This window comes from Streptomyces sp. NPDC052042 (assembly GCF_044548345.1).
GTDB lineage: Bacteria > Actinomycetota > Actinomycetes > Streptomycetales > Streptomycetaceae > Streptomyces.
In genome coordinates this window covers 31,271-57,297 of sequence record NZ_JBIUBU010000003.1, presented here as the reverse complement: position 1 = coordinate 57,297, position 26,027 = coordinate 31,271, and the positions used below count along the sequence as shown (strand labels likewise).

At 71.9% G+C, this 26,027-nt stretch carries 19 protein-coding genes; 12 read left to right on the top strand and 7 right to left on the bottom strand.

The window, feature by feature from the left end; genetic code table 11:
• The first annotated feature begins 24 nt into the window (after nt 1-24).
• From ACIHCL_RS07690 to ACIHCL_RS07675, 4 genes are all read left to right on the top strand, one after another.
• Nucleotides 25-777, top strand: a complete 753-nt coding sequence (locus ACIHCL_RS07690) for a TetR/AcrR family transcriptional regulator (protein ID WP_399858160.1) — start codon at nt 25-27, stop codon at nt 775-777.
• Between the two features lie 166 nt (nt 778-943).
• Nucleotides 944-1,210 (top strand): hypothetical protein, encoded by a 267-nt coding sequence (locus ACIHCL_RS07685; protein ID WP_399858157.1) that lies wholly within the window; start codon nt 944-946, stop codon nt 1,208-1,210.
• A gap of 81 nt (nt 1,211-1,291) precedes the next feature.
• The gene (locus ACIHCL_RS07680; RefSeq protein ID WP_399858154.1) at nt 1,292-3,976 is read left to right on the top strand and encodes a PQQ-binding-like beta-propeller repeat protein; all 2,685 of its coding nucleotides are present in this window, start codon (nt 1,292-1,294) and stop codon (nt 3,974-3,976) included.
• A 170-nt stretch (nt 3,977-4,146) separates the two neighbouring features.
• Nucleotides 4,147-5,397 carry a C40 family peptidase gene (locus ACIHCL_RS07675; RefSeq protein ID WP_399858151.1) on the top strand — a complete coding sequence of 417 codons (1,251 nt, stop codon included), beginning with the start codon at nt 4,147-4,149 and terminating at the stop codon, nt 5,395-5,397.
• A 110-nt stretch (nt 5,398-5,507) separates the two neighbouring features.
• Here the strand turns inward: ACIHCL_RS07675 and ACIHCL_RS07670 are convergent, their stop codons facing one another.
• The 5 genes from ACIHCL_RS07670 to ACIHCL_RS07650 form a co-directional block, all read right to left on the bottom strand.
• Complete coding sequence (locus ACIHCL_RS07670) at nt 5,508-6,755, bottom strand: styrene monooxygenase/indole monooxygenase family protein (protein ID WP_399858149.1); 1,248 nt, start codon at nt 6,753-6,755, stop codon at nt 5,508-5,510.
• Between the two features lie 66 nt (nt 6,756-6,821).
• Nucleotides 6,822-7,469 (bottom strand): GTP-binding protein, encoded by a 648-nt coding sequence (locus tag ACIHCL_RS07665; RefSeq protein ID WP_399858146.1) that lies wholly within the window; start codon nt 7,467-7,469, stop codon nt 6,822-6,824.
• The gene (locus ACIHCL_RS07660; protein WP_399858143.1) at nt 7,450-7,860 is read right to left on the bottom strand and encodes a DUF742 domain-containing protein; all 411 of its coding nucleotides are present in this window, start codon (nt 7,858-7,860) and stop codon (nt 7,450-7,452) included. The genes ACIHCL_RS07665 and ACIHCL_RS07660 overlap by 20 nt, the downstream gene beginning before the upstream one ends.
• Nucleotides 7,857-8,336, bottom strand: a complete 480-nt coding sequence (locus tag ACIHCL_RS07655; protein ID WP_399858141.1) for a roadblock/LC7 domain-containing protein — start codon at nt 8,334-8,336, stop codon at nt 7,857-7,859. The genes ACIHCL_RS07660 and ACIHCL_RS07655 overlap by 4 nt, the downstream gene beginning before the upstream one ends.
• The gene (locus ACIHCL_RS07650) at nt 8,333-11,455 is read right to left on the bottom strand and encodes a nitrate- and nitrite sensing domain-containing protein (RefSeq protein ID WP_399858138.1); all 3,123 of its coding nucleotides are present in this window, start codon (nt 11,453-11,455) and stop codon (nt 8,333-8,335) included. The genes ACIHCL_RS07655 and ACIHCL_RS07650 overlap by 4 nt, the downstream gene beginning before the upstream one ends.
• Nucleotides 11,456-11,820: 365 nt before the next feature.
• Between ACIHCL_RS07650 and ACIHCL_RS07645 the strand changes: the two genes are divergently transcribed.
• Nucleotides 11,821-12,606 (top strand): hypothetical protein, encoded by a 786-nt coding sequence (locus ACIHCL_RS07645; RefSeq protein ID WP_399858135.1) that lies wholly within the window; start codon nt 11,821-11,823, stop codon nt 12,604-12,606.
• Between the two features lie 347 nt (nt 12,607-12,953).
• Here the strand turns inward: ACIHCL_RS07645 and ACIHCL_RS07640 are convergent, their stop codons facing one another.
• Complete coding sequence (locus ACIHCL_RS07640; protein ID WP_399858132.1) at nt 12,954-13,451, bottom strand: MarR family winged helix-turn-helix transcriptional regulator; 498 nt, start codon at nt 13,449-13,451, stop codon at nt 12,954-12,956.
• A gap of 221 nt (nt 13,452-13,672) precedes the next feature.
• On the opposite strand from ACIHCL_RS07640, the gene ACIHCL_RS07635 reads away from it, so the two are divergent.
• Entirely contained in the window at nt 13,673-14,521 is an 849-nt protein-coding gene (locus ACIHCL_RS07635; RefSeq protein ID WP_399858129.1) for a lysozyme, read from the top strand.
• A gap of 287 nt (nt 14,522-14,808) precedes the next feature.
• Nucleotides 14,809-15,573, top strand: a complete 765-nt coding sequence (locus ACIHCL_RS07630; RefSeq protein ID WP_399858127.1) for a polysaccharide deacetylase family protein — start codon at nt 14,809-14,811, stop codon at nt 15,571-15,573.
• Nucleotides 15,574-15,909: 336 nt separating this feature from the next.
• Here ACIHCL_RS07630 and lon read toward each other — a convergent pair whose 3' ends face one another.
• Nucleotides 15,910-18,369, bottom strand: a complete 2,460-nt coding sequence (gene lon / locus ACIHCL_RS07625; RefSeq protein ID WP_399858124.1) for an endopeptidase La — start codon at nt 18,367-18,369, stop codon at nt 15,910-15,912.
• 280 nt (nt 18,370-18,649) lie between these two features.
• Here lon and ACIHCL_RS07620 point away from each other — a divergent pair, with 280 nt between their 5' ends.
• The 5 genes from ACIHCL_RS07620 (at nt 18,650) to ACIHCL_RS07600 (ending at nt 25,918) form a co-directional block, all read left to right on the top strand.
• Entirely contained in the window at nt 18,650-18,841 is a 192-nt protein-coding gene (locus ACIHCL_RS07620; RefSeq protein WP_399858121.1) for a hypothetical protein, read from the top strand.
• Nucleotides 18,842-19,136: 295 nt separating this feature from the next.
• Nucleotides 19,137-19,829, top strand: coding sequence for a spermidine synthase (locus ACIHCL_RS07615; protein WP_399858119.1), 693 nt, complete (start codon nt 19,137-19,139; stop codon nt 19,827-19,829).
• 218 nt (nt 19,830-20,047) lie between these two features.
• Nucleotides 20,048-20,785: a response regulator transcription factor gene (locus ACIHCL_RS07610; RefSeq protein ID WP_399858117.1), complete on the top strand. Its 738-nt coding sequence runs from the start codon at nt 20,048-20,050 to the stop codon at nt 20,783-20,785.
• Nucleotides 20,782-21,876 (top strand): sensor histidine kinase, encoded by a 1,095-nt coding sequence (locus ACIHCL_RS07605; protein ID WP_399858115.1) that lies wholly within the window; start codon nt 20,782-20,784, stop codon nt 21,874-21,876. Before ACIHCL_RS07610 ends, ACIHCL_RS07605 begins: the two co-directional genes overlap by 4 nt.
• Before the next feature lie 262 nt (nt 21,877-22,138).
• Nucleotides 22,139-25,918: a multifunctional oxoglutarate decarboxylase/oxoglutarate dehydrogenase thiamine pyrophosphate-binding subunit/dihydrolipoyllysine-residue succinyltransferase subunit gene (locus ACIHCL_RS07600; protein ID WP_399858112.1), complete on the top strand. Its 3,780-nt coding sequence runs from the start codon at nt 22,139-22,141 to the stop codon at nt 25,916-25,918.
• Nucleotides 25,919-26,027: the final 109 nt, after the last annotated feature.

Here is a 26,027-nt window from a genome sequence, read left to right as displayed (position 1 = left end):
ACGGGCCTCGCTTAGGCTTCCCGTATGACCTCTGCCGCCGCCCCGCCGAACCGCGCGTACCGAAGGCTCAGTGTGGAGGAGCGCCGCAGCCAGCTTCTCGCCGCGGCGCTCACCCTGTTCGCCCACCGGGCGCCCGACGAGGTGTCGCTCGACGAGGTGGCGGCGGTCGCCGGGGTCTCCCGCCCGCTGGTGTACCGCTACTTCCCGGGCGGGCGGCAGCAGTTGTACGAGGCGGCGCTGCGGTCCGCCTCCGAGAAGCTGATCCTGTGCTTCAACGAGCCGCCCGTGGGCCCGCCCACCGAGCGGGTGCTGCGGGTGCTCGACCGCTATCTGGCCTTCGTGGACGAACACGACACCGGGTTCAGCGCGCTACTGCGGGGCGGCAGCGTCGTCGAGACCTCTCGCACGACGGCGATCGTCGACGAGGTCCGGCGAGCCGCGGCCGACCAGATCCTGCTGCATCTGGGCCGGGTGGACGAGGGGGCCGGGCCGGGCCCCCGCTTGCGGATGATGGTGCGCACCTGGATCGCGGCCGTCGAGGCGGCGTCGCTGATCTGGCTGGACGAGGGCAAGCAGCCCGCCGCGGCCGAGCTGCGCGACTGGCTGGTCGACCAGTTGGTCGGACTGCTGGCGGCGACGGCGGCGACGGACCCGGAGACCGCGGCGGCGGTGGCGGCGCTCCTGCCGTTGGAGAGCGCGGCGGGACCGGCCGGCCGACTCGCGCGGCGACTGGTCCCGGTGGTCGGCGGCGCGGCCCATCTGCTGCCCGAGCACTGACCGGCCGTTCCCGGAGGCCCCGAGGCCCCGAGGCCGCGGGGCACGCGTCCGGCGGCGGCCCCCGGCATCACGAGCCACCTACCGGTCGGCCGCTCCCGGGGCCTGCGCGCCTCCCGGGGCGGCTCGTCGGCTCCCGGAGCCCCGGCCGGTGGGTGAGACTGGGGTGGTGCGAAGCGAGAACACACCGTTCACCGGCGGCCCGCTGGACGGGCGGGTCCTGCCCGTCCTGGTCGGCCCGACCGGCCATCCCCCCAAGTGGTACGAGGTCCCGGTGCCGAACGCCGACGGCGGTCCCGCCACCGTGCACGCGTACCGAAGGGTGCCCGCCGGTCACACCAAACGCCTGGGGCTCCCCCGCGGCTGGGTGTACGAGTACGTGCCCGAGGGCCGGGTGCGGCACACCCCCAAGTGGCCCTGGTCGAAGCCGAACTGAAGGGACGGGCCCGGTCCGTACCGGGTCGGCCGTCTAAGATCGACGCTCTGATGCCGGGCACGGTCAGCGAGGGGGTGCGCCATGGAGGCGCTGCGTCAGGACGATCCACACCGCATCGGACCGTACGCCGTGCTGGCGCGGCTCCGGGAGAGCGCGAGCGCCGTGCAGTACCTCGCGCACGAGACGCACCCCGACGCTTCCGGCACGGACGCCGACCCGGCCGAACCGGCCGGCGTGCACCCCGACCCGGTGGTGGTCACCACCGCACGTCCCGAACTCGCCGCGCTGCCCGCCTTCCGGCGACGATTCCAGGCGGAGGCCCGGACGGCCGGTCTGCTGGCCGGGGACCGGGACCGGCCTCGGTCCGCCACCCCCGACGACGGCGCGGACGCCGAACCGCCGTGGACGGCCGACACCTACGTACCCGCCCTGACCCTCGCCGAAGCGATCGAGATCGCGGGACCGCTCCCCGAACGCGCCGTGCGGGTCCTGGGGGCGGGCCTCGCCGAAGCCCTCTCCCAAGTCCACGCCACCGGGGCCGTGTTCCAGGGGCTGTCTCCCAGGACGGTGCTGCTGGCCGAGAACGGCCCCCGGCTCACCGCGTTCGGCCCGCTGGGCGCCGCGGCCGCCGCGGAGGCCCGGCCCGGCGGGCAGTTGTCGGTCCGGCTCGGCTATCTCACCCCGGAGCAGGTCCAGGGCAAGGAGCCCGGACCCGCCTCCGATCTCTTCGTGCTCGGCCTGCTGCTGGCGTACGCGGCGACCGGCACGACCCCGCTCGCCGACGGCCCGGCCGCCGAGGGTGCCGACCGCATCGCCCGTACGGATCCCGAACTCGGCGCGGTCCCCGAGCAGTTGCGCGGTCTGGTCGCCCGCTGTCTGGCGAAGGACCCGGCCGACCGCCCCGACGCGGGAGCGGTGGCCGCCGAACTGGCCCCGGAGAAGGCGGTGGAGCCGGCCGAGGACGGCTGGCTGCCGGAACCCCTGTCGGCCGCTATTTCGGAACAGGGCCTGCGTGTGAGGGAGTTGACGGATTCCTGTCGCCCGCCGGGTGCGCCGACGGACCCGCCGACCGGAGGAGCCGCTCCCGCCGCCGACACGGGCCCCTCAGACTCCGTTCCCGCAGGTGCTCTCCCCACGGACGCCGGTACCGCGGACGCCGTCCCCGCGGACGCCCGCCCCGTGGACACCGGCACCGCGCAGCTCGGAAACATCGCGCGGCGTATACCGACGACCGACCGGCCCACGACCCAGCTCGCCGTGCCGCAGCAGCTGTCCGGCGCTCCCGGAGCCTGCGGAACCCCGGCAGCCGCGAGCGCACCGCCCGTCCCGTCAGCACCGCTGCCGCTGCCGTCCCAGGCGTCGCCCCTCGCCCCCTCCGTCTCACCCATGCCCCCCGCCTCCCCCACGCCCTCCGCTTCACCCGCCTCGTCCGCCACGCGCGTGCGAGGCGGGGTCGACCGGCGCAGCCTGTTCATCGGGCTGGCGGCCGGTGTCGCGGGGCTGGCGATCGGCGGCGGCGGGGGCTTCGCGCTGGCCTCCGGCGACGCGGCCAAGGACGCCCCCGCGCCCGCGCCGAGCCGGAGCGTGCCCACCGTGGCCGGACTGCCGCCCCGGCCGGGCTGGGTGTACCGGCACCCGGCGGACGAGCCGTCCCCGGCGACCGCTGCCCTCTGGAACGACCGCCTGCTGGTGCTGACCGGCGAGAGCGGCGCAAGCGGAATCGACCTGCGCACCGGGCGCCGGGTCTGGACGAGCCCGGAGGCCGCCAAGGGATACGCCGCGCTGCCGGCCGACGAGGACCTCTGCTTCGTCGCCGCTCCGACGGAGTTCTTGTGGCTGTCGGCGAAGAACGGGAAGGTCGTGCACCGGGAGGAGCATGCGGAGCGGCTCCCCGGGGCCGCCGACCTCGCGATCACGGAGATCGTCGGGTCGTCCGGGACCGTGGTCTGGTTCACCGGCTCGCACAAGGCCACGGTCAAGGCGCCGCCCCCGAAGAAGGGCAAGAAGCGCGGTAAGGACCAGCAGGTCGTCAGGTCGTACCTCTTCGCCCACGACGTCGCACGCCGCACCGAGCTGTGGCGTGTCCCGGTACCGACCGGGCGCGGCCCCGCCGCCCCCGCGTACCGGATGATCGCGGTCCAAGAAAACGAGGTGATCATGCGACAGACCCCGGCCACGCTCACCCCCGCCGACCTCAAGGCGGCCAAGGGGAAGGCCCTCTTCCGGAGCTTCGACCGGAAGACCGGCAAGCAGCTGTGGGCCAGGGCGATCGGCTCGGTCGCACCGGCCGGCGCGGCCACGGGCGACGAGCAGGGGCTGCTGTACGCGGCGGTGGGCGACGCCCTCCAGGCGTTCGAGACCCCCGCGGGCAAGCCGAGGTGGACGCTGAACGGCGCCGACGGCGCCCCGTACGGGGCCCCCGTCGTCAGCGGCACGCTGCTGCACATCACCGCGCTCAACCAGGAGGTGGGCGCGGTCGAGCGGGCGACGGGCCGGCTCCGCTGGCGGCGCTCGACGGAGGCGGTCCCCGGCACCGCCGCGCCCGCGGTGACCCTCAGCACGACCGGCAGGACGCTGCTGGCCTCGGACATGTCGCAGGTCACCGCCTTCGCGGCGCAGGACGGCCGGCGACTGTGGAAGTTCCAGGACATCGGGGCCCAGGACCCCGAGGGCCCGACCGTCACCGCCCCGTACCGGGTGCTGACCACCGGTCGCACCGCGATCGTCCAACGCGGCCGGGTCTTCTACGCGTTCCCCGTGGCCTGAGGGCCGGCCTCCGGGAGGCCGGTGTCCGCCCCACCGCCTTCCGGGCGAACCGGTGTGCCGCCACACCGCGTGGGTCCTTGCATCCGGCGGACGACGAGCGAGCGTATTGATCCGTCACGCCCGTGTGATCGGGCATTGCCATGATTCACCCCACGACCGGAGGTGACGTCGTGTCAGGCGGCTTCCTGCGTGCACTGTGCACAGCGGCCCTTTCCACACTCGTCGTGGTCCAGCCCTCGGGCCCGGCCCACGCGGCTCCCGGCCTCGCGGCGCGCGCCGCGGAGAAGCCGCCTGCCGCCCCCGTGGTCCCGGCGCCCATCTCCACGCCTGCGTCCGGGGCCGCTTTCTCCCGGTCCGTCTTCTCCGGATCCGCCTCCTCCGCGTCCGGCCAGGGTGCCGAGGAGCTCCTGACCGGGCTTCAGCAGCTCTACCAGCAGGCGGAGGAGGCGACCGAGGCGTACAACGGGACCGCCGCCGAACTGAGGAAGCGCGCGGCGCGGGCGAAGAGGCTGGACGCCTCCCTCGCCGCCGCACGGGCCGCCCTGGCCGAGAGCCACGACGAGGCGGGGCGGCTGGCCCGCGAGCAGTACCAGGGGGTCTCCGGCTTCTCCCCGTACGTAGGGTTGCTGCTGGCCCGCGACCCCGAGCACTTCCTGGACCAGGAGCACCTGGTCCGGCGCATGGCGGCCGGACGGGCGGCGACGATGCGGCGGCTCTCGGCGGCCGAGAAGCGGGCCGACGCGCTCGCGGTCGAGTCCCGCAAGGTGCTGGAACGGCAGAGGCGCCTGACCGCGCGGCGGAAGACGCAGCGGGATGTCGTGCGCTCGCGCCTCAAGGCCGTCGAGTCCAGACTGGCCGCGCTCTCCGGCACTCAGCTCGCCGAACTGTCCCGGCTGGAGCGGCGGAACATGGCGAGGGCGCAGAGCGCCCTGGCCGCCTCGGGCGTGCTGTCCTCGACCGGGCGGCCGTCCTCGGCGGGCGTCGAAGCGGTGCGGTACGCGATCGAGCAGATCGGCAAGCCCTACGTGTGGGGCGCGGAGGGGCCGGACTCGTTCGACTGCTCCGGTCTCACCTCGCGGGCGTGGACGAAGGCGGGCCGGATCATCCCGCGCACCTCGCAGGAGCAGTGGCGGCAACTGCGCAAGGTGCCGCTGAGCGCGCTGCGCCCCGGCGACCTGGTGATCTACTTCCCGAAGGCCACCCATGTGGCGCTGTACATCGGCGACGGCCTGGTGGTGCAGGCGCCCCGCCCCGGCGCGCGGGTGAAGGTGTCCCCGATGGCGTCCAATCCGCTGCTGGGCGCCGTGCGGCCGGACCCGCAAAGCGCCCCGCTGGCCACGTACACACCGCCGCGCCTCCCCCGGGGAGCGAGCGCGGGCTCGGACACCGGCTACGGCTCGTCCTCCGCGCCTGCGGAATAGACCGGACGGAACGGCCCGGCCCCCGGCCCTGCGGCCGGGCCCCACCGGTTCAACGACCGGGCCAGCCCCGCCGGTGATCCGACGGGGCACCCGGTCCGGGCCCGTCGCCGTCAGACGGCCTGTGCCGCCCCGGTGACCTCGGCCAGGTAGGCGTTGGTCTTCTCCGGGTCGAAGAAGAAGTTCTCGAAGTCCGCCGGGTCGTTGAAGCCGTTGGCGAAGCGGTTGGCGATCGCCTGGAACTGCCCGCCCGCGCCGATCAGGTTCAGCACGTGCTCCGGCGGCACGCCGAGCATCGCGTTCGTCCACTTCACGACGTGCTGCGCGGTCTGCCAGTAGCGGTCGAACGTGGCCTGCATCCATGCCTCGTCGAACTCGCGGTCGCCATGCTCGATGATCGCGTCCAGGTACGTGTTGGCGCACTTGGAGGCCGAGTTGGAGCCCTGGCCGGTGACCGGGTCGTTGGCGACGACGACGTCCGCCACACCGAGCACCAGGCCGCCGCTGGGCAGCCGGCCGATCGGGTTGCGGACGGTCGGGGCGTAACGGCCGGCCAGCGTGCCGTTGGCATCGGTCAGCTCGACCTTGGTGGCACGGGCGTACTCCCAGGGCAGGTAACGCTCCAGAAGCTCCAGCGTCGTGGCGAGGTGCTCGGAGGGGTCCTTGATGCCCTGGAACACGTCGAGCGGGCCGCCGGGGATGCCCTCCCAGAAGAGGATGTCGGCGCGGCCGGAGATGGTCAGGGTCGGCATGACGAAGAGCTCGCCGACGCCGGGGACCAGGTTGCAGCGGACCGCGTCGAACTCGGGGTGCTCGGGGCGCGGGCCCATGCCGTGGACGTAGGCCACGGACAGGGCGCGCTGCGGGGCGTCGAACGGCGAACGCGACGCGTCGCGGGCGAACATGGAGACCAGCTCGCCCTTGCCCGCCGAGACCAGCACCAGGTCGTAGGTGCGGGAGAAGTAGTCGAGGTCGGAGACGGCCGCGCCGTGGATGACGAGTTGGCCACCGCGCTGTGCGAACGTCTCCATCCAGCCGGCCATCTTCACGCGCTGGTCGACGGACTGGGCGAAGCCGTCGAGCTTGCCGACCCAGTCGACGGCGCGCGAGGAATCGGGGGCGGCGACCGAGACGCCGAGGCCCTCGATGCGCGGGGCCTGCGACTCCCAGAAGTTGAGCTGGTAGTCGCGCTCGTACTGGAGCGCCTGGTGGAACATGCACTGCGTCGACATGACCCTGCCGGAGCGGATCTCGTCGGCGGTGCGGTTGGACATCAGGGTGACTTCGTACCCCTTGGACTGGAGTCCGAGGGCGAGCTGGAGGCCGGACTGCCCGGCCCCCACTATGAGTATTCTCCGCATCGCGGTTCTCCGATGTTCTGCGTGTCTGTACACGGAGGGACCGGCCGGTGCGGCCGGCCCGTCCCGTCAGGGGGTGGCGTCCAGGGCGTGACCGACGAGGGCGAGCAGCGACTCGACGACGGTGATCCTGTTACGCGCGTCCATGATCACAACAGGCACGTGCGGAGGGATGGTCAGGGCCTCCCGGACGTCCTCCGGCTCGAACTCCGTTGTTCCCTCGAAGTGGTTGACGGCAACGATGTACGGCAGGCCGCAGCTCTCGAAGTAGTCGAGCGCGGGGAAGCAGTCGGCGAGGCGGCGGGTGTCGGCGAGCACGATCGCGCCGATCGCACCGCGCACCAGGTCGTCCCACATGAACCAGAAGCGCTGCTGGCCCGGGGTACCGAAGATGTAGAGCACGAGGTCGTCGGCGAGCGTGATGCGGCCGAAGTCCATCGCGACGGTCGTGGTGAGCTTGTCGGGCGTCGCGGTGAGGTCGTCGGTCTCCTCACTGGCCTGGGTCATCATCGCTTCGGTTTTCAGCGGGGTGATCTCGGAGACCGACCCGACGAAGGTCGTCTTGCCCACGCCGAAACCGCCCGCGACCACGATCTTGGTGGCGATCGGGGCCCGGGTGTGGTCCAGCTGCCAGGACTGCAGCGATTCCTCGGCCTGGTCCACGGCGCCCGGCTGACGCGGGGCGAAGAGCGGCGGCTCAGAGACGACGGAGTCCATCGAGCACCCTTTCGAGCAGTGCGCGGTCGGGCTGGTCGGCGCCGCGGCCGGTCCCGTACACGCGGATCTTTCCCTGGTCGGCCAGATCGCTGAGCAGCACCCGGACCACACCGAGCGGCATCTTCAGCAGGGCGGAGATCTCCGCGACCGTACGCATCCGGCGGCAGAGCTCGACGATGGCCTGCACCTCCGGCATCAGACGGGCCCGCTTGCCGTTGGTCAGCTCCCGGCGCTCCTCGGGGGCTTCGAGCGCGGCCACGAACGTCTCGACGAGCAGGACGTGTCCGAAGCGGGTGCGACCACCGGTGAGCGAGTACGGGCGGACCCGCGCGGGCCTTCGGTCTGCCCCGCGGACCGGGAGCCTGCGGGCGGGTTCAGCAGCGGACGTCACTGGGCGCTCTCCATCGATTTGCGCAGTTCACTGCGGAGTTCGGGGGTGAGTACGTGTCCGGCCCGGCCGACGAAGAGCGCCATGTGGTACGCGATGACGCTCATGTCGCAGTCCGGGGTGGCGTGCACGCCGAGCAGCGAGCCGTCGCTGATCGACATGACGAAGACGCTGCCCTCGTCCATCGCGACCATGGTCTGCTTGACGCTGCCTCCGTCCATGAGCTTCGCGGCACCCTGGGTGAGACTGCCGATGCCGGAGACGATGGTGGCCAGATCGGCGCTGGATCCCCTGGGCCCGTCCTGCTGGGCGGCGGCCTGGGCGTTCAGGTGGTCGGGGTCGGAGGAGAGCAGCATCAGTCCGTCGGACGACACGACGGTGACCGAAAGGACCCCTGGCACCTCCTCCACCAGATTGCTCAGCAACCAGTGAAGGTTCCGGGCCTCGGTACTCAGCCCGAATGTGCTGGGCGCAGTCAACTGCGTGCCTCCTCGACTGTGTCCCCCGTCTCATCGGTTCGGCCAGTGGTTCGGTCGGCCGCTTCACTGTGGTCGGTCTGCGTGGCGTGCCCGGCTGGTGCGCCGGCCCCGGGGAACGGTTGACCCACCGTGGTCGCGGCGAGTTCCGCTTCGATATCGCGGCGGCCGTCCTTCGCCCCCTGGTGGAAGCCGCCCAGCCGGCGGCGCAGCGCCTCCTTGTCCAGGCCGCCCTTGCGTTCGGCGGTGGACGTCGTGCCGGGCTTGACGATCCGGGGGGTGCGCTTGGGCAGCCCCTTGCCGGTGACGGCCTCGTGGCCCGGCCTGGGCTGCGGCACGGTCTGTTCCGGCTGCCGGGGGGCCGGCACGGTCTCGGCGGCGGACGCCGGAGCCGGGGCGGCGTGCGGCTCGGGAGCGGGGGTCGGGGCGGGTGCCGGCTCGTACGGCTCCGGCGTCTCGTCGGCGGTGCGCTCGTGCCGGTCGGGCCCGATGGCGTACGCGTTCGGGTCGGCGGTTTCCGGGGCGGGGACGGACGCGGTACCGGCCGCGTGCGGGGCGGCGTGGACGCCGTACGGGTCGGTCTCGGTGGTGTACGCGGCGGGCGCCGTGGTGTCCGGTGCGGCCACGGCCTCCGGGGCCGCCGGAAGCCGGACCTGCATCGTGACCTCGGCCTCGGTCTCGACCTCCGCGGTGGCCCCGGTGGCGACCGGGGCGGGCGCGGGGGCCACCGGGCCGGGGGCCGTGGTGTGGTCCGCGACCCGGTCCGAGGAGTGTGCCGAGGAGTGGTCCGTGCCGCGTTCCGTGAAGTGGTCCGTGGAGTGGTCGGGACCGGGCGCGGCGTCGGCTCCGGACGCGCGGATCGCCCGCTCGGCGGCGGCGATCAGCGGGTCGCCGGACTGCGGGGCCGAGGTACGTCCGGACAGCGCGTTGGAGTTGGCCTCGGCGACCGATCCGGGCAGGTTGAGTCCCGGGCCTTCCCCGGCGACCTTCACCGAAGGCGGCGTGGCGGCGGGCGGTGTCTTCGGCAGCAGTGCCGTGGGCAGGACGACGACCGCGGTGACCCCGCTGCCCGTGTGCTCGCGCAGCTGGACCCGCACGCCGTGGCGCGCGGCCAGCAGGGAGGTGACCTGGAGGCCGAGCCCCGCGTCGGACACCCCCTTGTCGTCCCGTCCCGGCGTGTCGAACAGGGCGGGGTCCGCGAGCCGGGCGTTGAGTTCGGCCATCCGCTCGGCCGACATCCCGATGCCCCCGTCCTGGACGGAGAGCATCACCTCGCCGGTCTCCAGCAGCCAGCCGGAGAGCTGGACCTGGGAGTCCGGGGGCGAGAACGAGGTCGCGTTCTCCAGGAGTTCGGCGACGAGATGACTGAGGTCGTCGGCGGCGAATCCGGCGATCTGGGCGTGCGGCGGCAGGGACTGGATGGTGACCCGCTCGTACCGCTCGATCTCGGAGACGGCCGCGCGCGCCACGTCGACCAACGGGATCGGGCCCGCGTGCCCGTGCCCGTGTTCGGCGCCGGCGAGAACGAGCATGTTCTCGCTGTGCCGGCGCATGACCGTGGCCATGTGGTCGAGCTTGAAGAGGGTGGACAGCTGCTCCGGGTCCTGCTCCCGCTCCTCCAGGCTCTCGATGACACCGAGCTGGCGCTCGACGAGACCGAGCGTGCGCAGCGAGAGGTTGACGAAGGTGTGGTCGACCGTGTTCCTCAGCCGCTCCAGTTGGGCGGTGAGATCGGCGGCGAGCGTCTGGAGTTCGGCACGCTGCGCCATGAGCGCCTCGCGGCCGCTGATCAGCCGGGCCCGCTCGGTCTGAAGGCTCTCGACCCGGCCGTTGTGCTCGCCGAGCAGGTTCTGGAGCTTGCCGTGGAGCGCGTTGACGGACCCCACGGCCTGGGCGAACTCGTCGTTGCGACCGGTGTAGCGGATGGGTTCGGCGGTGGCGGGCTCGGCGGCGAGGCGGGCGGCGCCGAGCCGCAGGGCGGCCAACGGCTGGGTGAGGGTGCGGGCCACGGCGGTCGAGACACCGACCGCGATCAGCAGGCAGCCGCCGAGCAGCGCGATCCGCAGTTCGAGCGCGGTGACATCGTCGTCGCGGAGCTGTTCGAAACGCTGGATCTGTTCGGTGGCGAGGGCGGACTCGACGCCGCGCATCCGGTCGATCCGGGCGGAGAGCGCCGCCTCGACCTTCTTGTGGCTGGTCCGCTGTGCGGACTCGGACAACTCGGGCCGGCCGGTGAGGGAGTCGAGGTACTTCTCCGCGGTGGAGACCTCGGGCCCGGTGACGGTGGTGGCCAGCTTCTCGCGGGCGGCGGAGCCCGCGCCGCGGTCGAAGTCGTCGAGCGAGGCGAGTTCGGCGACCCGGGCCCGCTGGGCGGCGGCGCTCAGCTCGTCGCGGGTGCGGCCGTCCTTGCCGCCCCCGTCCTGGACCTGGACGGGCAGGCCGGTGACGGGGTCGATCTGCGGGATGGTGGTCGCCGAGGGTACGGAGAGCGCGGCGACCAGCAGCCCGCGGGTGGCGGACGCCTGCTCGGTGGCCCGGCCGAGGGCGGACGGGACACGGGTGGCCCCGTCGGCGCGTGGCGGGGTCTTCCGCGCGAGTTCGGTGGCCACGCCGTGCAGTTCGGCGATGAGTTCGGAGTAGGCCCGATGGATTTCCAGGGCCGTGCCCTTGCCGCTCGCGTCACGGCGCAGGGACGGGATGGCGGCGAGGTCGCGGCGCAGCGCGGCGGGGGCGGCGGCCGTGATCTCGTCCACCTGCCGGTCGACACGGGCGCCCGGACCACCGGAACCGCCCTTCCCGCCGGACCCGCCGTCGCGGCCGGCCGCGATGTCCGCGGTGAGCTCGTCCCGCTCGTCCGCGAGGGCGTGGGCAAGCGCGATCGCCTGCTGGTTCAGCTCGGCGAGGGTGACCAGCCGCTGCGACTCGTTCAGATCCGCGGAGGCGCCCAGGATCGCCGGGGCACCCGCGGCGACGACGGTGACACCGACGACCGCGACACCGGCGACCAGCCGACTGCGTACGCGCACGGCCCGTCGGGTGCTCGCACTCTCGGTGGGCGCCGGAGGCGTCACCCCGGAACCGCTCTGCTTGCCGCCCTTGCTCCGAGGCCGCTTCTTCTGCACCGGTGCTCGCAATCTTGACTCGTCCGCCTTGAAGCAGAGGTGACGCGCGGTCACGTGTGAGCGAGCGCCCCGACCCCTGGTACGGCTTCCGACCATTCCAGCGCTTTTGAGAAGGGGGCGCGCATCAACCGCTCCGCCACCCGAACGAGTGAACATCACTCCAGAGTTGACGAACAAGTCTCCCCCGGGGGCGTCCCGGCCACACCCGCCCCGTCGGCTGGAACTTCGGTCCAGGCTTTGGCAGGATGCCCGCCCGCACACGGGACGGAGCCTCCGCTTCCGCCGGTCGCATGCCTCTGACCTGCTGGTATAGGCCAATTTCGGCCATGTGCGGGGCCCGTGAAGACGTCGTGCAGACTGGCCGCATGCGCATCGAACTCGCCACCGCCGCCGGGGCCGCCGACCGCCCGAACGAGGACTGGGTCGCCACCGCCCTGACCGCTTCCGGCCAGGGCGGAACGCTGATCCTGCTCGACGGGGTGACCCCGCCGAGCGGTGACGACGGTTGCGTTCACTCCGTCCCCTGGTTCACCGCACGCCTGGGCGGTTCGCTGCTCGAACTGTCCGGTTCACGACGAGATCTGAGTCTCCAGGAGATCCTGGCCGGGGCCATACGGCGCACCGCCGACGCCCACGGCCCCCTGTGTGACCTTTCTCACGTACGAACGCCACAGGCGACGGTCGTCATGGCGCGTTGGGGCGAACACGAGATCGAGCACTTGGTGCTCTCCGATTCCGTACTGCTGTTCGGCATGTCCGACGGGACCGTACGCCCCCTGGTCGACGACCGACTGGACCGGTTGCCGCCGGGTTCGCTGGCCGACGGGGCGACCGTGGACGCGCGGCTCCGGAACAAGGAGGGCGGTTTCTTCACCGCCGCGGCCGACCCCTCCGTGGCGGCCCGCGCGGTGACCGGGCGCACCCCGCTCGCCGACGTGCGGACGGTGGCGGCGCTGACCGACGGCGCGTCCCGCTGGACCGAGATGTTCCGCGAGGGCGACTGGGCGGCCTGCCTCGCGGTGCTCCGCGAGGCAGGCCCCCAGGCGCTGATCGACCAGGTCAGGGCGCTGGAGGACGCCGACACGGAACGCGTCCGCCTGGGCCGCGGCAAGAGGCACGATGACGCCACGGCGATCTGCGTGACGCCGTGAGGGCGCGGCGATCTGCGTGAGGGCGCGGTGGGCGAGGCCGGGGGCGGGACGCGCCGGAGCGTGCGCCCCGAATCGGGCGCCCGCACTTCACGCACCACATGTCACACCGTCGGCCGTGCCGTCCCACGGGCGCCGTCCGGCCGGGGGCCGACAGCGTGATGGCTCGGCCCGACACGCCCCGGCACCCGACCGGGCACGGAATCGCCCGTCGCCGCGCGCGGAGGGCGTTCACCACCCTGCGCGGGAGGGGTTCATCGCTCCGGACGGGCCGGCATCGGCCCTCGCGCGCGCCGCACGAAGGGGCTCGCGCCCGAAGCGGGAGCATCCGGCGCTCCACGCGGAGGCGGTCAGCCCTCGGCCCGCGCGTTCAAGTGGTGCAGCAACCGGGCCAGTTCGGCGACCTCGCCCCGGTCCCAGTCGGCGAGCTTGCGCACATAGCGCTCGCGGCGGGCATCGCGGACGCTGCGGTAGCGGGCCAGCCCCTCGGGGGTGAGGTGGACGAGGGTGGCCCGTCCGTCGGCCGGGTCGGGCTCGCGTGTCACCAGGCCGAGGCCCTCCAGGGCCCGCAGTTGACGGCTCATGGTCGCCTTGCCGACACCGAAGTAGGCGGCCAGCTCGGTGACCCGCTGACGCCCGGCCGCTTCCAGCCGTACGAGCAGTCCGTAGGCGGCGGGCTCCAGTTCGGGGTGGACCTCGCGCGCCATCTCACCGGAGTTGGCGCGCGCCCGGCGCAGAAAGACCGCCAACTCCCGCTCCAGTGCAAGGAACGCGTGGTCCACACCATTTTCACCGGTCGCGCCGCGTTCACCACCGCTTTCGCTCCCGTGCACGTCAACACCCCTCATGAGCTTTCCCGCTTCTGAAAGTTTCTTCCGCCGCTGGTCATCGCCGCAGCTCGGCCAGTATTTCGCAGGCATAGACCAACGACGACGGCGCGCCCCTCTTCCCCCGCACTTTCTACGTGCGTAGAGTCCTTCTGGCATGTCCACACCATGACATGCCACAGGGGGCGCCGGTTCCCCCTGGATCAGCACGTCCCCCCACCCAACGCTTCGGAGGCAGTCACATGCCCGTGCTCAGATCTGGTTCCGGAAAGTCCCGCCGCTCGCGCTTCGCCGCCGCCGGGACCCTGCTCGCAGCCGTCTCCCTCCTCCTCACCCTGCCCGGCGCGGCGAGTGCCGCGGACCCCGAAGCCGCGGCCCGCAAGCCCGCCCGGGGCACGGCCACCATGGGCATGGGCGTCGTCGCCCATGACGGCCAGGGCGGACTGCCCCGCGACACCCGCGCCGTGCAGACCGAAGGCGTGGACGTCAGCGGCCACCAGGGCAACGTCAACTGGGGCACGCTCTGGAACAGCGGCGTGAAGTGGGCCTACGTCAAGGCCACCGAGGGCACGTACTACAAGAACGAGTACTTCGCGCAGCAGTACATCGGCTCGTACAACATCGGCATGATCCGGGGCTCGTACCACTTCGCCACCCCGAACACCACGAGCGGGGCCGCCCAGGCCAACTACTTCGTGGACAACGGGGGCGGCTGGTCGCGGGACGGCAAGACGCTGCCCGGCGTGCTCGACATCGAGTGGAACCCGTACGGCGACCAGTGCTACGGCAAGAGCCAGGCGGCCATGGTGTCCTGGATCCGCGACTTCGTGAACACGTACAAGGCGCGCACCGGCCGCGACGCGGTCATTTACACCGCGACCAGCTGGTGGAAGACCTGCACCGGCAACAACGCGAGCTTCGGCGCCACCAACCCGCTGTGGGTGGCCCGCTACAACACCACGGTCGGTGAACTCCCGGCCGGCTGGGGCTTCTACACGATGTGGCAGTACACCTCGTCCGGCCCGTACGTGGGTGACCACGACCGCTTCAACGGCGCCTACGACCGCCTGCAGGCCCTCGCCAACGGCTGATCCGGCCCGTCGCGAGCCTGCCCCGCGAGCCGCCGGACCGTCGCACCGCGCACCCCACGGAGCCGCTGGGCCGCATCCGACACACCGGCACGACGCGCTCGCGCGCACCATCGAATCCGCTCGGCCAAGCCCCTGGTGACCACCCGTCACCAGGGGCTCAGCCCTGTCCGGAGGCTTTTGCCCACTCCTTCCGGGACCCCATATACACGCGATGTATACACCCCACGTATAGTCCTTTCCGCCGCGCATCGCCTGCCCGGTTCGTTCAGCGACGGAGGAGTGACCCCTTGTTCTTGAAGACGAAGCCGACCGGTGCGGGGTTGGCCGCCGCCCTTGTGACGGCACTCACCCTGACGCTGACCGGCTGTTCCTCGGACACCACCGCACCCGCGGACGTGCGCGCCGACGCGGGCTCCGACGCCAAGGGCGCCTTCGGCCCGGTGGACTGTCGCAAGGCGAAGTGCATAGCTCTGACCTTCGACGCGGGGCCGGGCGAGGACACCCCGCATCTGCTGGACGTCCTCAAGGAGAAGAAGGTCCACGCGACCTTCTTCCTGCTGGGCAAGAACCACGTCAAGAAGTACCCGGAGACCGTCCGCAGGCTCGCCGCCGAGGGACACGAGGTGGGCAACCACACCTGGACGCACAAGATCCTCACGGATCACGAACCGGCGGAGATACGAACCGAGCTGGAGAGGACCCAGAACGCGATAGCGAGGATCACCGGCAAGAAACCGCGTCTGATGCGCCCGCCGCAGGGCCGCACCGACGACACCGTCTCCGAGGTCAGCAAGGAGCTGGGACTGGCCCAGGTGCTGTGGAGCGCCACCGCCAAGGACTACTCGACGACGGACTCGAAGCTGATCGAGAAGCGCATCCTGGACCAGGCGGGCAAGGACGGCATCATCCTGTTGCACGACATCTACGAGGGAACGGTGCCCGCCGTGCCGGGCATCATCGACGCGCTGAAGAAGCAGGGCTACACCTTCGTCACCGTCCCCCAGCTCATGGCACCCGCCGAACCGGTTCCGGGGACGATCTACCGCCCCTGAGGCGATGCGCCGCCCTGGTCCGGGGCGCGGCTCCCGGGACGGACGCGCCGTGATTCTCGGTTCTCCCGCGTCACCCGCCCTCTCCCTGCGGCGTTCCCCGCCCCTCCCGCGCCGCTCGCCTCCTCCCGCGTCGTGAAGGCACCTCTTCCCCACGCCACGAAGGCACTTCGTCCCCGCCTCACCGGAGGTCTCTTCCCTGCGTGACGGGCTCGGGGCCGCGCCCCGCGGACTCGTGTCCGGCGGGCACCACGCGGAACGGCCCGCCCACCCGTCACCGGGAAGGCGGGCCGTCCGACCGGTCGCGTGCGCGCCGCCGCGGCCGTCACCCCGTGGCGCCTACGCCGCGACCGGGGTCCTCTCCCCCGGCACGGCGGCGGAGGCCGGCGCGAGGGCGATGTCCAGCACCTGGCGGACGTCGGTCACCGGGTGGACCTCCAGCTTGTCCAGGACCTCGGCCGGGACGTCGTCCAGGTCGGCCTCGTTCCGCTTGGGGATCACCACGGTGGTGATCCCGGCCCGGTGCGCGGCCAGCAGCTTCTGCTTCACGCCACCGATCGGCAGCACCCGCCCGGTCAGCGACACCTCGCCGGTCATCGCCACATCGGTGCGGACCAGCCGCCCGGAGAGCAGCGAGGCCAGGGCCGTCGTCATCGTGATGCCGGCGCTCGGGCCGTCCTTGGGGACCGCGCCCGCCGGGAAGTGGATGTGCACGCCGCGGTCCTTCAGATCGCCGACCGGCAACTCCAGCTCCGCGCCGTGCGACCGCAGGAAGCTCAGCGCGATCTGCGCGGACTCCTTCATCACGTCGCCGAGCTGACCGGTGAGGGTCAGTCCGGACGCCCCGGTCTCCGGGTCGGCCAGCGACGCCTCCACGAACAGCACGTCCCCGCCGGCCCCGGTCACCGCCAGCCCGGTGGCCACGCCCGGCACCGCGGTGCGGCGCTCGGCCGGGTCCTGGGCGGACTCGGGCACATGGTGCGGGCGTCCGATCAGGCCGCGCAGATCGGCTTCGGTGATCGTGAACGGCAGCTCGCGGTCGCCCAGTTCGTGCTGGGCGGCGACCTTGCGCAGCAGCCGGGCGACGGCGCGTTCCAGGTTCCGTACGCCCGCCTCGCGGGTGTACTCACCGGCCAGCTTGCGCAGCGCGGATTCGTCGAGCGTCACCTCGTCCGCCTCCAGCCCGGCCCGCTCCAGCTGGCGCGGCAGCAGGTGGTCGCGGGCGATGACGACCTTCTCGTCCTCGGTGTAGCCGTCGAGCCTGACCAGCTCCATGCGGTCGAGCAGGGCCTCCGGTACGGCTTCGAGGACATTGGCCGTGGCGAGGAAGACGACGTCGCTGAGGTCGAGCTCCACCTCCAGGTAGTGGTCGCGGAAAGTGTGGTTCTGCGCGGGGTCGAGGACTTCGAGGAGGGCGGCGGCCGGGTCGCCCCGGAAGTCGGAGCCGACCTTGTCGATCTCGTCGAGCAGGACGACCGGGTTCATCGAACCGGCTTCCTTGACGGCCCGGACGATACGGCCCGGCAGCGCGCCGACGTAGGTGCGCCGGTGGCCGCGGATCTCCGCCTCGTCCCGCACACCGCCGAGCGCGACGCGGACGAACTTGCGGCCCATGGCGTGCGCGACCGACTCCCCGAGCGAGGTCTTGCCCACGCCCGGAGGCCCCACCAGCGCGAGCACGGCACCGCCGCGCCGCCCGCCGACGACGCCGAGGCCGCGGTCCGCCCGGCGCTTGCGGACCGCCAGGTACTCGGTGATCCGCTCCTTCACGTCCTGAAGGCCCGCGTGCTCCGCGTCCAGGACCTCCTGGGCGCCCCGGATGTCGTAGGCGTCCTCGGTCCGTTCGTTCCACGGCAGTTCGAGGACGGTGTCGAGCCAGGTCCGGATCCAGGATCCCTCGGGGCTCTGGTCCGAGGCGCGCTCCAGCTTGTCGACCTCCTTGAGCGCCGCCTCGCGGACGTGCTCGGGGAGGTCCGCGGCCTCGACGCGCGCCCGGTAGTCGTCGGACTCGCCCTCCGGGTCTCCGTTGAGCTCGGCGAGTTCCTTGCGCACGGCGTCGAGCTGGCGCCGCAGCAGGAATTCGCGCTGCTGCTTGTCGACGCCCTCCTGGACGTCCTTGGCGATGGAATCGGCGACGTCCTGCTCGGCGAGGTGTTCACGGAGCCACTGGATGGCGAGCTTCAGCCGGGCGACGGGGTCCAGGGTCTCCAGGAGCCGCACCTTCTGGCCGGTGGTGAGGAAGGGCGAGTAGCCGGAGTTGTCGGCGAGCGCGGAGATGTCCTCGATCTGCTGGATCCGGTCCACCACCTGCCAGGCGCCGCGCTTCTTCAGCCAGCTCGTGGCGAGCGCCTTGTACTCCTTGACCAGTTCGGCGGCGGCCCCGGGAACGGTGCCTCCCCGGCCGAGCTTGTTCGAGGCCGCGGAAGGGTCGGGGGCGGCCTCGTCGACCCGGGTCCCCTCGACCCAGAGCGCGGCGCCCGGCCCGCTGGTCCCGGCCCCGATCCGTACCCGGCCCCGGCCGCGGACGAGCGCGCCCGGATCCCCGTCCGACAGCCGCCCCACCTGCTCGACCGTGCCGATGACGCCGGTGCCGGTGTACGTCCCGTCGATCCGCGGCACGAGCAGCACCTCGGGCTTGCCGCCGCCCTCGCGGGCCGCGGCCTGGGCGGCCTCCACGGCGGCACGCACATCGGGGTCGGACAGCTCCAGAGGCACCACCATCCCGGGCAGCACCACCTCGTCGTCGAGCGGCAGCACGGGCAGGGCGAGCGGAGTGACCGCGTTGGACTCTGTAGCCATGATCTCCCCTTCAGCAGTCAAGTTGAGCTATGCAGGCTCAATGCTTCTGAGCCGAGCATTGTTCCCCTGATCGTGTTCGCTGTGAGCGATCAGTCGAAAACCGTCCGGAACGGCTGCGGCGTGCGAGACCGCCCTCGCCCGCGCGCGAGGCCGATGACAGGGGCCGGCTCGCAGCAGCACCGCGACCGCGCGATCCGGACTTCACGCCGACGCGCCCCTTGGCGGGCGGCCGCCACGACCTGAGAAGATCCCGGGACCATACGGATACTCAGGGGGAGGCATGGCCGTTCTGATCCTGTTCGTGGTCCTGGCGCTCGTCGTCGGCGGGTGCGTGTGCGTCGTATGGGCGGAACGCGGCGGGCCACGATGGGCACGCGTCGTGGCGCGCATGACGCTCGCCGTGGGCGAACTGGTGCGGCGCTCCCAGAAGCGTCGGAGCCTGGGCCGGGGCGGCGGCGACGACGGCGACTGAGCGGCAGAGGACCGGGCGGAACAGACCGGGCGACCGGGCGTAAGAAGGGGACGGCCGAGCGGGGAGGAAGGGCCACGGGACCGGGCCCCGCCACCGCCCCCTCGCCACCCGGACCGCGCCCATGCCCGGCCCACAGGCGTCCGGGGCCCGTCACTCCGGACGGCCCGGCCGCACACGCTTTTCTCGGACGGGCACGACCACAACTCGGGCGGCAACGGAAGCCGGTTGGCCGCGGGCGGCGTCGACGGGACAGGATGGCGGGGACCCCATCCGCCCTCCCTCGGAGATCCGCACCATGCCCGACAGTCTCGGACCCGACGTCAACGCGCCCGTCACACTCGACCGCCGTGAAGGCCCGTACGGCGAGGTGGTGTTGCGGGGGCGGGGGAAGGACTTCGAGATCATCGCCAACGGGTGCTTCCTCATGGACACCTCGGACGGGCGCTCCGAACGGCTGCTGATCGACGCGGCGCTGGCCGCGCTGCCGGCCGACCGCCCGGATCCGGCGGTGCTCATCGGCGGGCTCGGCGTCGGCTTCTCGCTCGTCCGGGCCGCCTCCGAACCCCGGTGGGGGCGGATCACCGTCGTCGAACGCGAGCAGGCGATCGTGGACTGGCACCTGGAGGGCCCGCTGGCGCAGATCTCCGGCGCGGCGCTCGCCGACCCCCGGACCGGGATCCTGACCAGGGACCTCGTCGCATACCTGCGGACGACTACGGACCGTTATGACGCACTGTGTCTGGACATCGACAACGGGCCGGACTGGACGGTCACCGAGGACAACACGAACCTGTACTCCCCCGCCGGCCTGGCGGACTGCCGGGAGCGCCTGACACCGGGCGGGGTTCTCGCGGTGTGGTCCGCCCAGCCCTCCGCCGACTTCGAACAGGCCCTACGGAATGCCGGATTCATCGGGGTACGTACGGAAGAGGTGCGCGTTGCCCGAGGTGTGCCCGACGTGGTGCATCTCGCGGTCCGGGCGGACTGAGGGACCCGGCGGCCCGCTCGCCCCCGGGCAGCCGGGGGACAAGCGCCACAAGGCCGACCTTCCGCCACTCCGCCGCGCTGGCCGTTACACCCTGCGTAGCCGAGAGTGGCCTGCTGCCTTTACGCTGCTGACCGGTGACGGGATCACCCATGAAATCCACAAGCGAAGACCGCGCGTCCCGGGGAACGGACCCCGTGAGGACGGGCAGGGGCGGGGCGATGGAACAGACACACACCACCCACAACAGCGTCGCGGCCACCCCGGGCGCTCAGCGCCGGGTGCTGGTGGTGGAGGACGACGCCACGATCGTCGAAGCCATCTCCGCCCGGCTGCGGGCCGAGGGCTTTCTGGTGCAGACGGCACTCGACGGGCCCGCGGCCGTGGACGCGGCCGAGGCGTGGCAGCCCGATCTGATGGTGCTCGACATCATGCTTCCCGGCTTCGACGGGCTGGAGGTCTGCCGCCGTGTACAGGCCCAGCGGCCGGTGCCGGTGCTGATGCTGACCGCCAGGGACGACGAGACCGACATGCTGGTCGGGCTCGGCGTCGGCGCCGACGACTACATGACCAAACCGTTCTCGATGCGTGAGCTCGCGGCCCGGGTGCACGTCCTGCTGCGCCGGGTCGAGCGGGCGGCGCTGGCCGCGGTCACGCCGCGCAGCGGCATCCTGCGCCTGGGCGAGCTGGAGATCGACCACGCCCAGCGCCGGGTCCGGGTGCGCTCCGAGGACGTCCATCTCACGCCGACCGAGTTCGACCTGCTGGTCTGCCTGGCCAACACGCCGCGCGCGGTGCTCTCCCGGGAGCAGTTGCTGGCGGAGGTCTGGGACTGGGCGGACGCCTCCGGCACGCGTACCGTCGACAGCCACATCAAGGCGCTGCGCCGGAAGATCGGCGCGGAGCGCATCCGTACCGTGCACGGCGTCGGCTACGCGCTGGAGACCCCCGCGCCATGACCCGGCCCGGTTCGCCCCGGCCCGGCTCCGGACTGCGCCCCTTCTCGATCAAGGCCAAGCTGGGCACGCTCGTGGTGGTCTCGGTGTTCATCACCACCGGGCTGCTGATGGTGGCCCTGCGGACCAGGACCGAGCTGCGGTTCATCACGGTGTTCTCGGTGATCGCGACCCTGCTGATCACCCAGTTCGTGGCACACGGCCTCACGGCGCCGCTGGACGAGATGACGACCGTGGCCCGGTCGATCTCGCACGGCGACTACACGAGGCGGGTGAGCGGCGCCGGGCGGCGCGACGAGCTCGGCGACCTGGCCCAGACGATCAACCTCATGGCGGACGATCTGGAGGCCGTGGACCGGCACCGCAAGGAGCTGGTGGCGAACGTCTCGCACGAGCTGCGGACTCCGATCGCGGCCTTGCGGGCGGTGCTGGAGAACGTCGTGGACGGGGTGTCCACGGCCGATCCGGAGACGATGCGTACGGCGCTGAAGCAGACCGAGCGGCTCGGCCGGCTGGTGGAGACGCTGCTGGACCTGTCCCGGCTGGACAACGGGGTGGTCACGCTCAAGGCGAGCCGCTTCGAGGTGTGGCCGTATCTGTCGGGGGTGCTGAAGGAGGCGAACAGCTTCGCCGCCGCGCACCGCCGGCTGTCCTCCGGTTCCGGCCACCACACCCGCAAGGACGTCCATCTGCATCTGGACGTGTCACCGCCCGAACTGACCGCGTACGCGGACACGGAGCGGCTGCACCAGGTGGTGGCCAACCTCATCGACAACGCCGTCAAGCACAGCCCGCCGCACGGCCGGGTCCAGGTGCTGGCCCGGCGCGGCGAGGGGCCGGGGTCCCTGCACCTGGAGGTGCTGGACGAGGGGCCTGGCATCCCGGAGTCGGAGCGGCACCGCGTCTTCGAGCGTTTCAACCGCGGCAAGGAGTCCTTTCCGCACGGCCCCGGCAGCGACGGCGGCACGGGGCTCGGCCTGGCGATCGCCCGCTGGGCGGTTGACCTGCACGGCGGACGCATCGGGGTGGCCGAATCCACCCGCGGCTGTCGCATCCGCGTGACGCTTCCGGGGGTACCACAACCGCGAGGTTGACGTAGGGTTCGAACCGGAAGGGCGCGTTCTCCGTGCGCGCTTTCAGGGGTACGGTCCAGGGGGGTCGTAGCCAGCCTCGACCCCGCGTACCCGTAGTGCAGCGGAACCAGGCTTGTTTCCCGCCAATCCCTGCGCCGAAACCTGCCTTTCGATGTGACTTGCGCGACGAAGGGCGGTCCGGACTGCAGGGAACGGGCCGGGGGGCGTAGCCTTGATTTCCGCTGTCCATCACCTTGTGAAGCGGAAGAGGGCGGTTGCCGCCGTGTCGTCTCAGTCCCCCAGTAACTCGAGCATCTCGACCGATCAAGCCGGTCCGGGTACCGACCCGGCCGCCGCTTTCGGCCCCAACGAGTGGCTCGTCGACGAGATCTACCAGCAGTACCTCCAGGACCCGAATTCGGTCGACCGCGCCTGGTGGGACTTCTTCGCCGACTACAAGCCGGGCGCGTCCGGCACGGCGGACAAGCCCGTTCCCGGCACCCCGGCCGCCGCCGCACCGGCCGCCGCACCCCAGGCCGCTCCTGCCCCGGCTCCCGCCGCGAAGGCTCCTGCGGCACCGACACCCGCAGCCCCGGCACCCGCAGCCCCGGCACCCGTGAAGGCCGCCCCGGCCGCGACGAGCGCCCCCGCGAAGACCGCACCGGCGGCGAAGGCCGCGGCCCCGGCCACCGAAGGACCGGAGTACGTGACGCTGCGCGGCCCGTCGGCGGCCGTCGCGAAGAACATGAACGCCTCGCTGGAGCTGCCGACGGCCACGTCCGTGCGCGCCGTCCCGGTGAAGCTGCTCTTCGACAACCGCATCGTCATCAACAACCACCTCAAGCGCGCCCGGGGCGGGAAGATCTCCTTCACCCACCTCATCGGGTACGCGATGGTGCAGGCCCTCAAGGCCATGCCGTCGATGAACCACTCCTTCACGACGAAGGACGGCAAGCCGACCCTGGTCAAGCCGGAGCACGTCAACCTCGGCCTGGCCATCGACCTGGTCAAGCCGAACGGCGACCGCCAGCTCGTCGTCGCGGCCATCAAGAAGGCCGAGACGCTCAACTTCTTCGAGTTCTGGCAGGCCTACGAGGACATCGTCCGCCGTGCCCGCAGCGGCAAGCTCGGCATGGACGACTTCACCGGCGTCACCGCCTCGCTGACCAACCCCGGCGGCATCGGCACCGTCCACTCGGTGCCCCGCCTGATGCCCGGACAGGGCCTCATCATGGGCGTCGGCGCCATGGAGTACCCGGCCGAGTTCCAGGGCACCTCCCAGGACACCCTGAACAAGCTGGGCATCTCCAAGGTCATGACGCTGACCTCGACGTACGACCACCGCGTCATCCAGGGCGCCGCCTCCGGCGAGTTCCTGCGGATCGTCTCCCAGCTCCTGCTCGGCGAGAACGACTTCTACGACGAGATCTTCAAGTCGCTGCGCATCCCCTACGAGCCGGTCCGCTGGCTCAAGGACATCGACGCCTCGCACGACAACGACGTGACCAAGGCGGCGCGGGTCTTCGAGCTGATCCACTCCTACCGGGTCCGCGGCCACGTCATGGCCGACACCGACCCGCTGGAGTACCGCCAGCGCAAGCACCCCGACCTGGACATCACCGAGCACGGCCTCACCCTGTGGGACCTGGAGCGGGACTTCGCGGTCGGCGGTTTCGCCGGCAAGTCGCTGATGAAGCTCCGCGACATCCTCGGTGTGCTGCGCGAGTCGTACTGCCGCACCACCGGCATCGAGTTCATGCACATCCAGGATCCGAAGCAGCGCAAGTGGATCCAGGACCGGGTGGAGCGCACGACCACCCCGCAGCCGGAGCGCGAGGAGCAGCTGCGCATCCTGCGCCGGCTGAACGCCGCCGAGGCGTTCGAGACGTTCCTGCAGACCAAGTACGTCGGCCAGAAGCGCTTCTCGCTGGAGGGCGGCGAGTCCGTCATCCCGCTGCTCGACGCGGTCATCGACTCCGCCGCCGAGGCCCGCCTCGACGAGGTCGTCATCGGTATGGCCCACCGCGGCCGGCTGAACGTGCTGGCGAACATCGTCGGCAAGTCGTACGCGCAGATCTTCCGCGAGTTCGAGGGCAACCTCGACCCCCGGTCGATGCACGGCTCCGGCGATGTGAAGTACCACCTGGGCGCCGAGGGCACCTTCACCGGTCTGGACGGCGACCAGATCAAGGTCTCGCTGGCCGCCAACCCCTCGCACCTGGAGGCGGTGGACCCGGTCCTGGAGGGCATCGCCCGCGCCAAGCAGGACGTCATCAACAAGGGCGGCACGGACTTCACGGTCCTGCCCGTCGCGCTCCACGGCGACGCGGCCTTCGCGGGCCAGGGCGTCGTCGCCGAGACGCTCAACATGTCGCAGCTGCGCGGCTACCGCACCGGCGGCACCGTGCACGTGGTGATCAACAACCAGGTCGGCTTCACCGCCGCCCCGGAGTCCTCGCGCTCCTCGATGTACGCCACGGACGTGGCGCGCATGATCGAGGCGCCGATCTTCCACGTCAACGGCGACGACCCCGAGGCCGTCGTCCGGGTCGCCCGGCTGGCCTTCGAGTTCCGGCAGGCGTTCAACAAGGACGTCGTGATCGACCTCATCTGCTACCGCCGCCGCGGTCACAACGAGGGCGACAACCCGGAGTTCACCAACCCGCAGATGTACACCCTGATCGACAAGAAGCGCTCGGTGCGCAAGCTCTACACCGAGTCGCTCATCGGTCGCGGCGACATCACCCTGGAAGAGGCCGAGCAGGCGCTCCAGGACTTCCAGGGGCAGTTGGAGAAGGTCTTCGCGGAGGTCCGCGAGGCCACCTCGCTGCCGGCCCCGGAGCACGCCCCCGAGGTCCAGCCCGAGTTCCCGGTCGCCGTGAACACCGCGGTCTCCTCGGAGGCCGTCAAGGTCATCGCGGCGTCCCAGGTCAACGTCCCCGAGCGGATCACCGTCCACCCGCGTCTGATCCCGCAGATGCAGCGCCGCGCCGCCTCGGTGGAGAACGGCACGATCGACTGGGGCATGGGCGAGACCCTGGCCATCGGTTCGCTGCTGATGGAGGGCGTCCCGGTCCGGCTCGCCGGCCAGGACTCCCGCCGCGGCACCTTCGGCCAGCGTCACGCGGTCCTCGTCGACCAGGTGACCGGCGAGGACTACACCCCGCTGCTCTACCTCTCCGACGACCAGGCCCGCTACAACGTCTACGACTCGCTGCTCAGCGAGTACGCGGCGATGGGCTTCGAGTACGGCTACTCGCTGACCCGTCCGGAGTCGCTGGTCATCTGGGAGGCCCAGTTCGGCGACTTCGCCAACGGCGCCCAGACCGTCGTCGACGAGTTCATCTCCTCGGCCGAGCAGAAGTGGGGCCAGACCTCCGGCGTCACGCTGCTGCTGCCGCACGGCTACGAGGGCCAGGGTCCGGACCACTCGTCCGCCCGCCCGGAGCGCTTCCTCCAGCTCTGCGCGCAGAACAACATGACGGTCGCCATGCCGACCCTGCCGTCGAACTACTTCCACCTCCTGCGGTGGCAGGTGCACAACCCGCACCACAAGCCGCTGGTCGTCTTCACCCCGAAGTCGATGCTCCGTCTCAAGGCGGCCGCGTCGAAGGCGGAGGAGTTCACCACCGGCGGCTTCCGCCCGGTGATCGGCGACGACACGGTGAAGCCGGAGGACGTCCGCAAGGTCGTCTTCTGCGCCGGCAAGGTCTACTACGACCTGGAGGCCGAGCGCGCGAAGCGCGGCGTCACGGACACCGCGATCATCCGGCTGGAGCGCCTGTACCCGCTGCCGGGTGCCGAGCTCCAGGCGGAGATCGCCAAGTACCCGAACGCCGAGAAGTACCTCTGGGCGCAGGAGGAGCCGGCCAACCAGGGTGCCTGGCCGTTCATCGCCCTGAACCTGATCGACCACCTGGACCTGGCCGTCGGCGCCGACGTCCCGCACGACGAGCGCCTGCGCCGCATCTCGCGGCCGCGCAGCTCGTCCCCGGCGGTGGGTTCGGCCAAGCGCCACCAGGCCGAGCAGGCGCAGCTGATCGGCGAGGTCTTCGAGGCCTGACCGGCTGCTGCACGGAGGAGGCCCGGTCCCGCGAGCCGATCGCGGGGCCGGGCCTCCGGCGTGTCCGCGGCCGGGCCCGGTCGGAATGTACGCGGCCGGGCCACCCGGG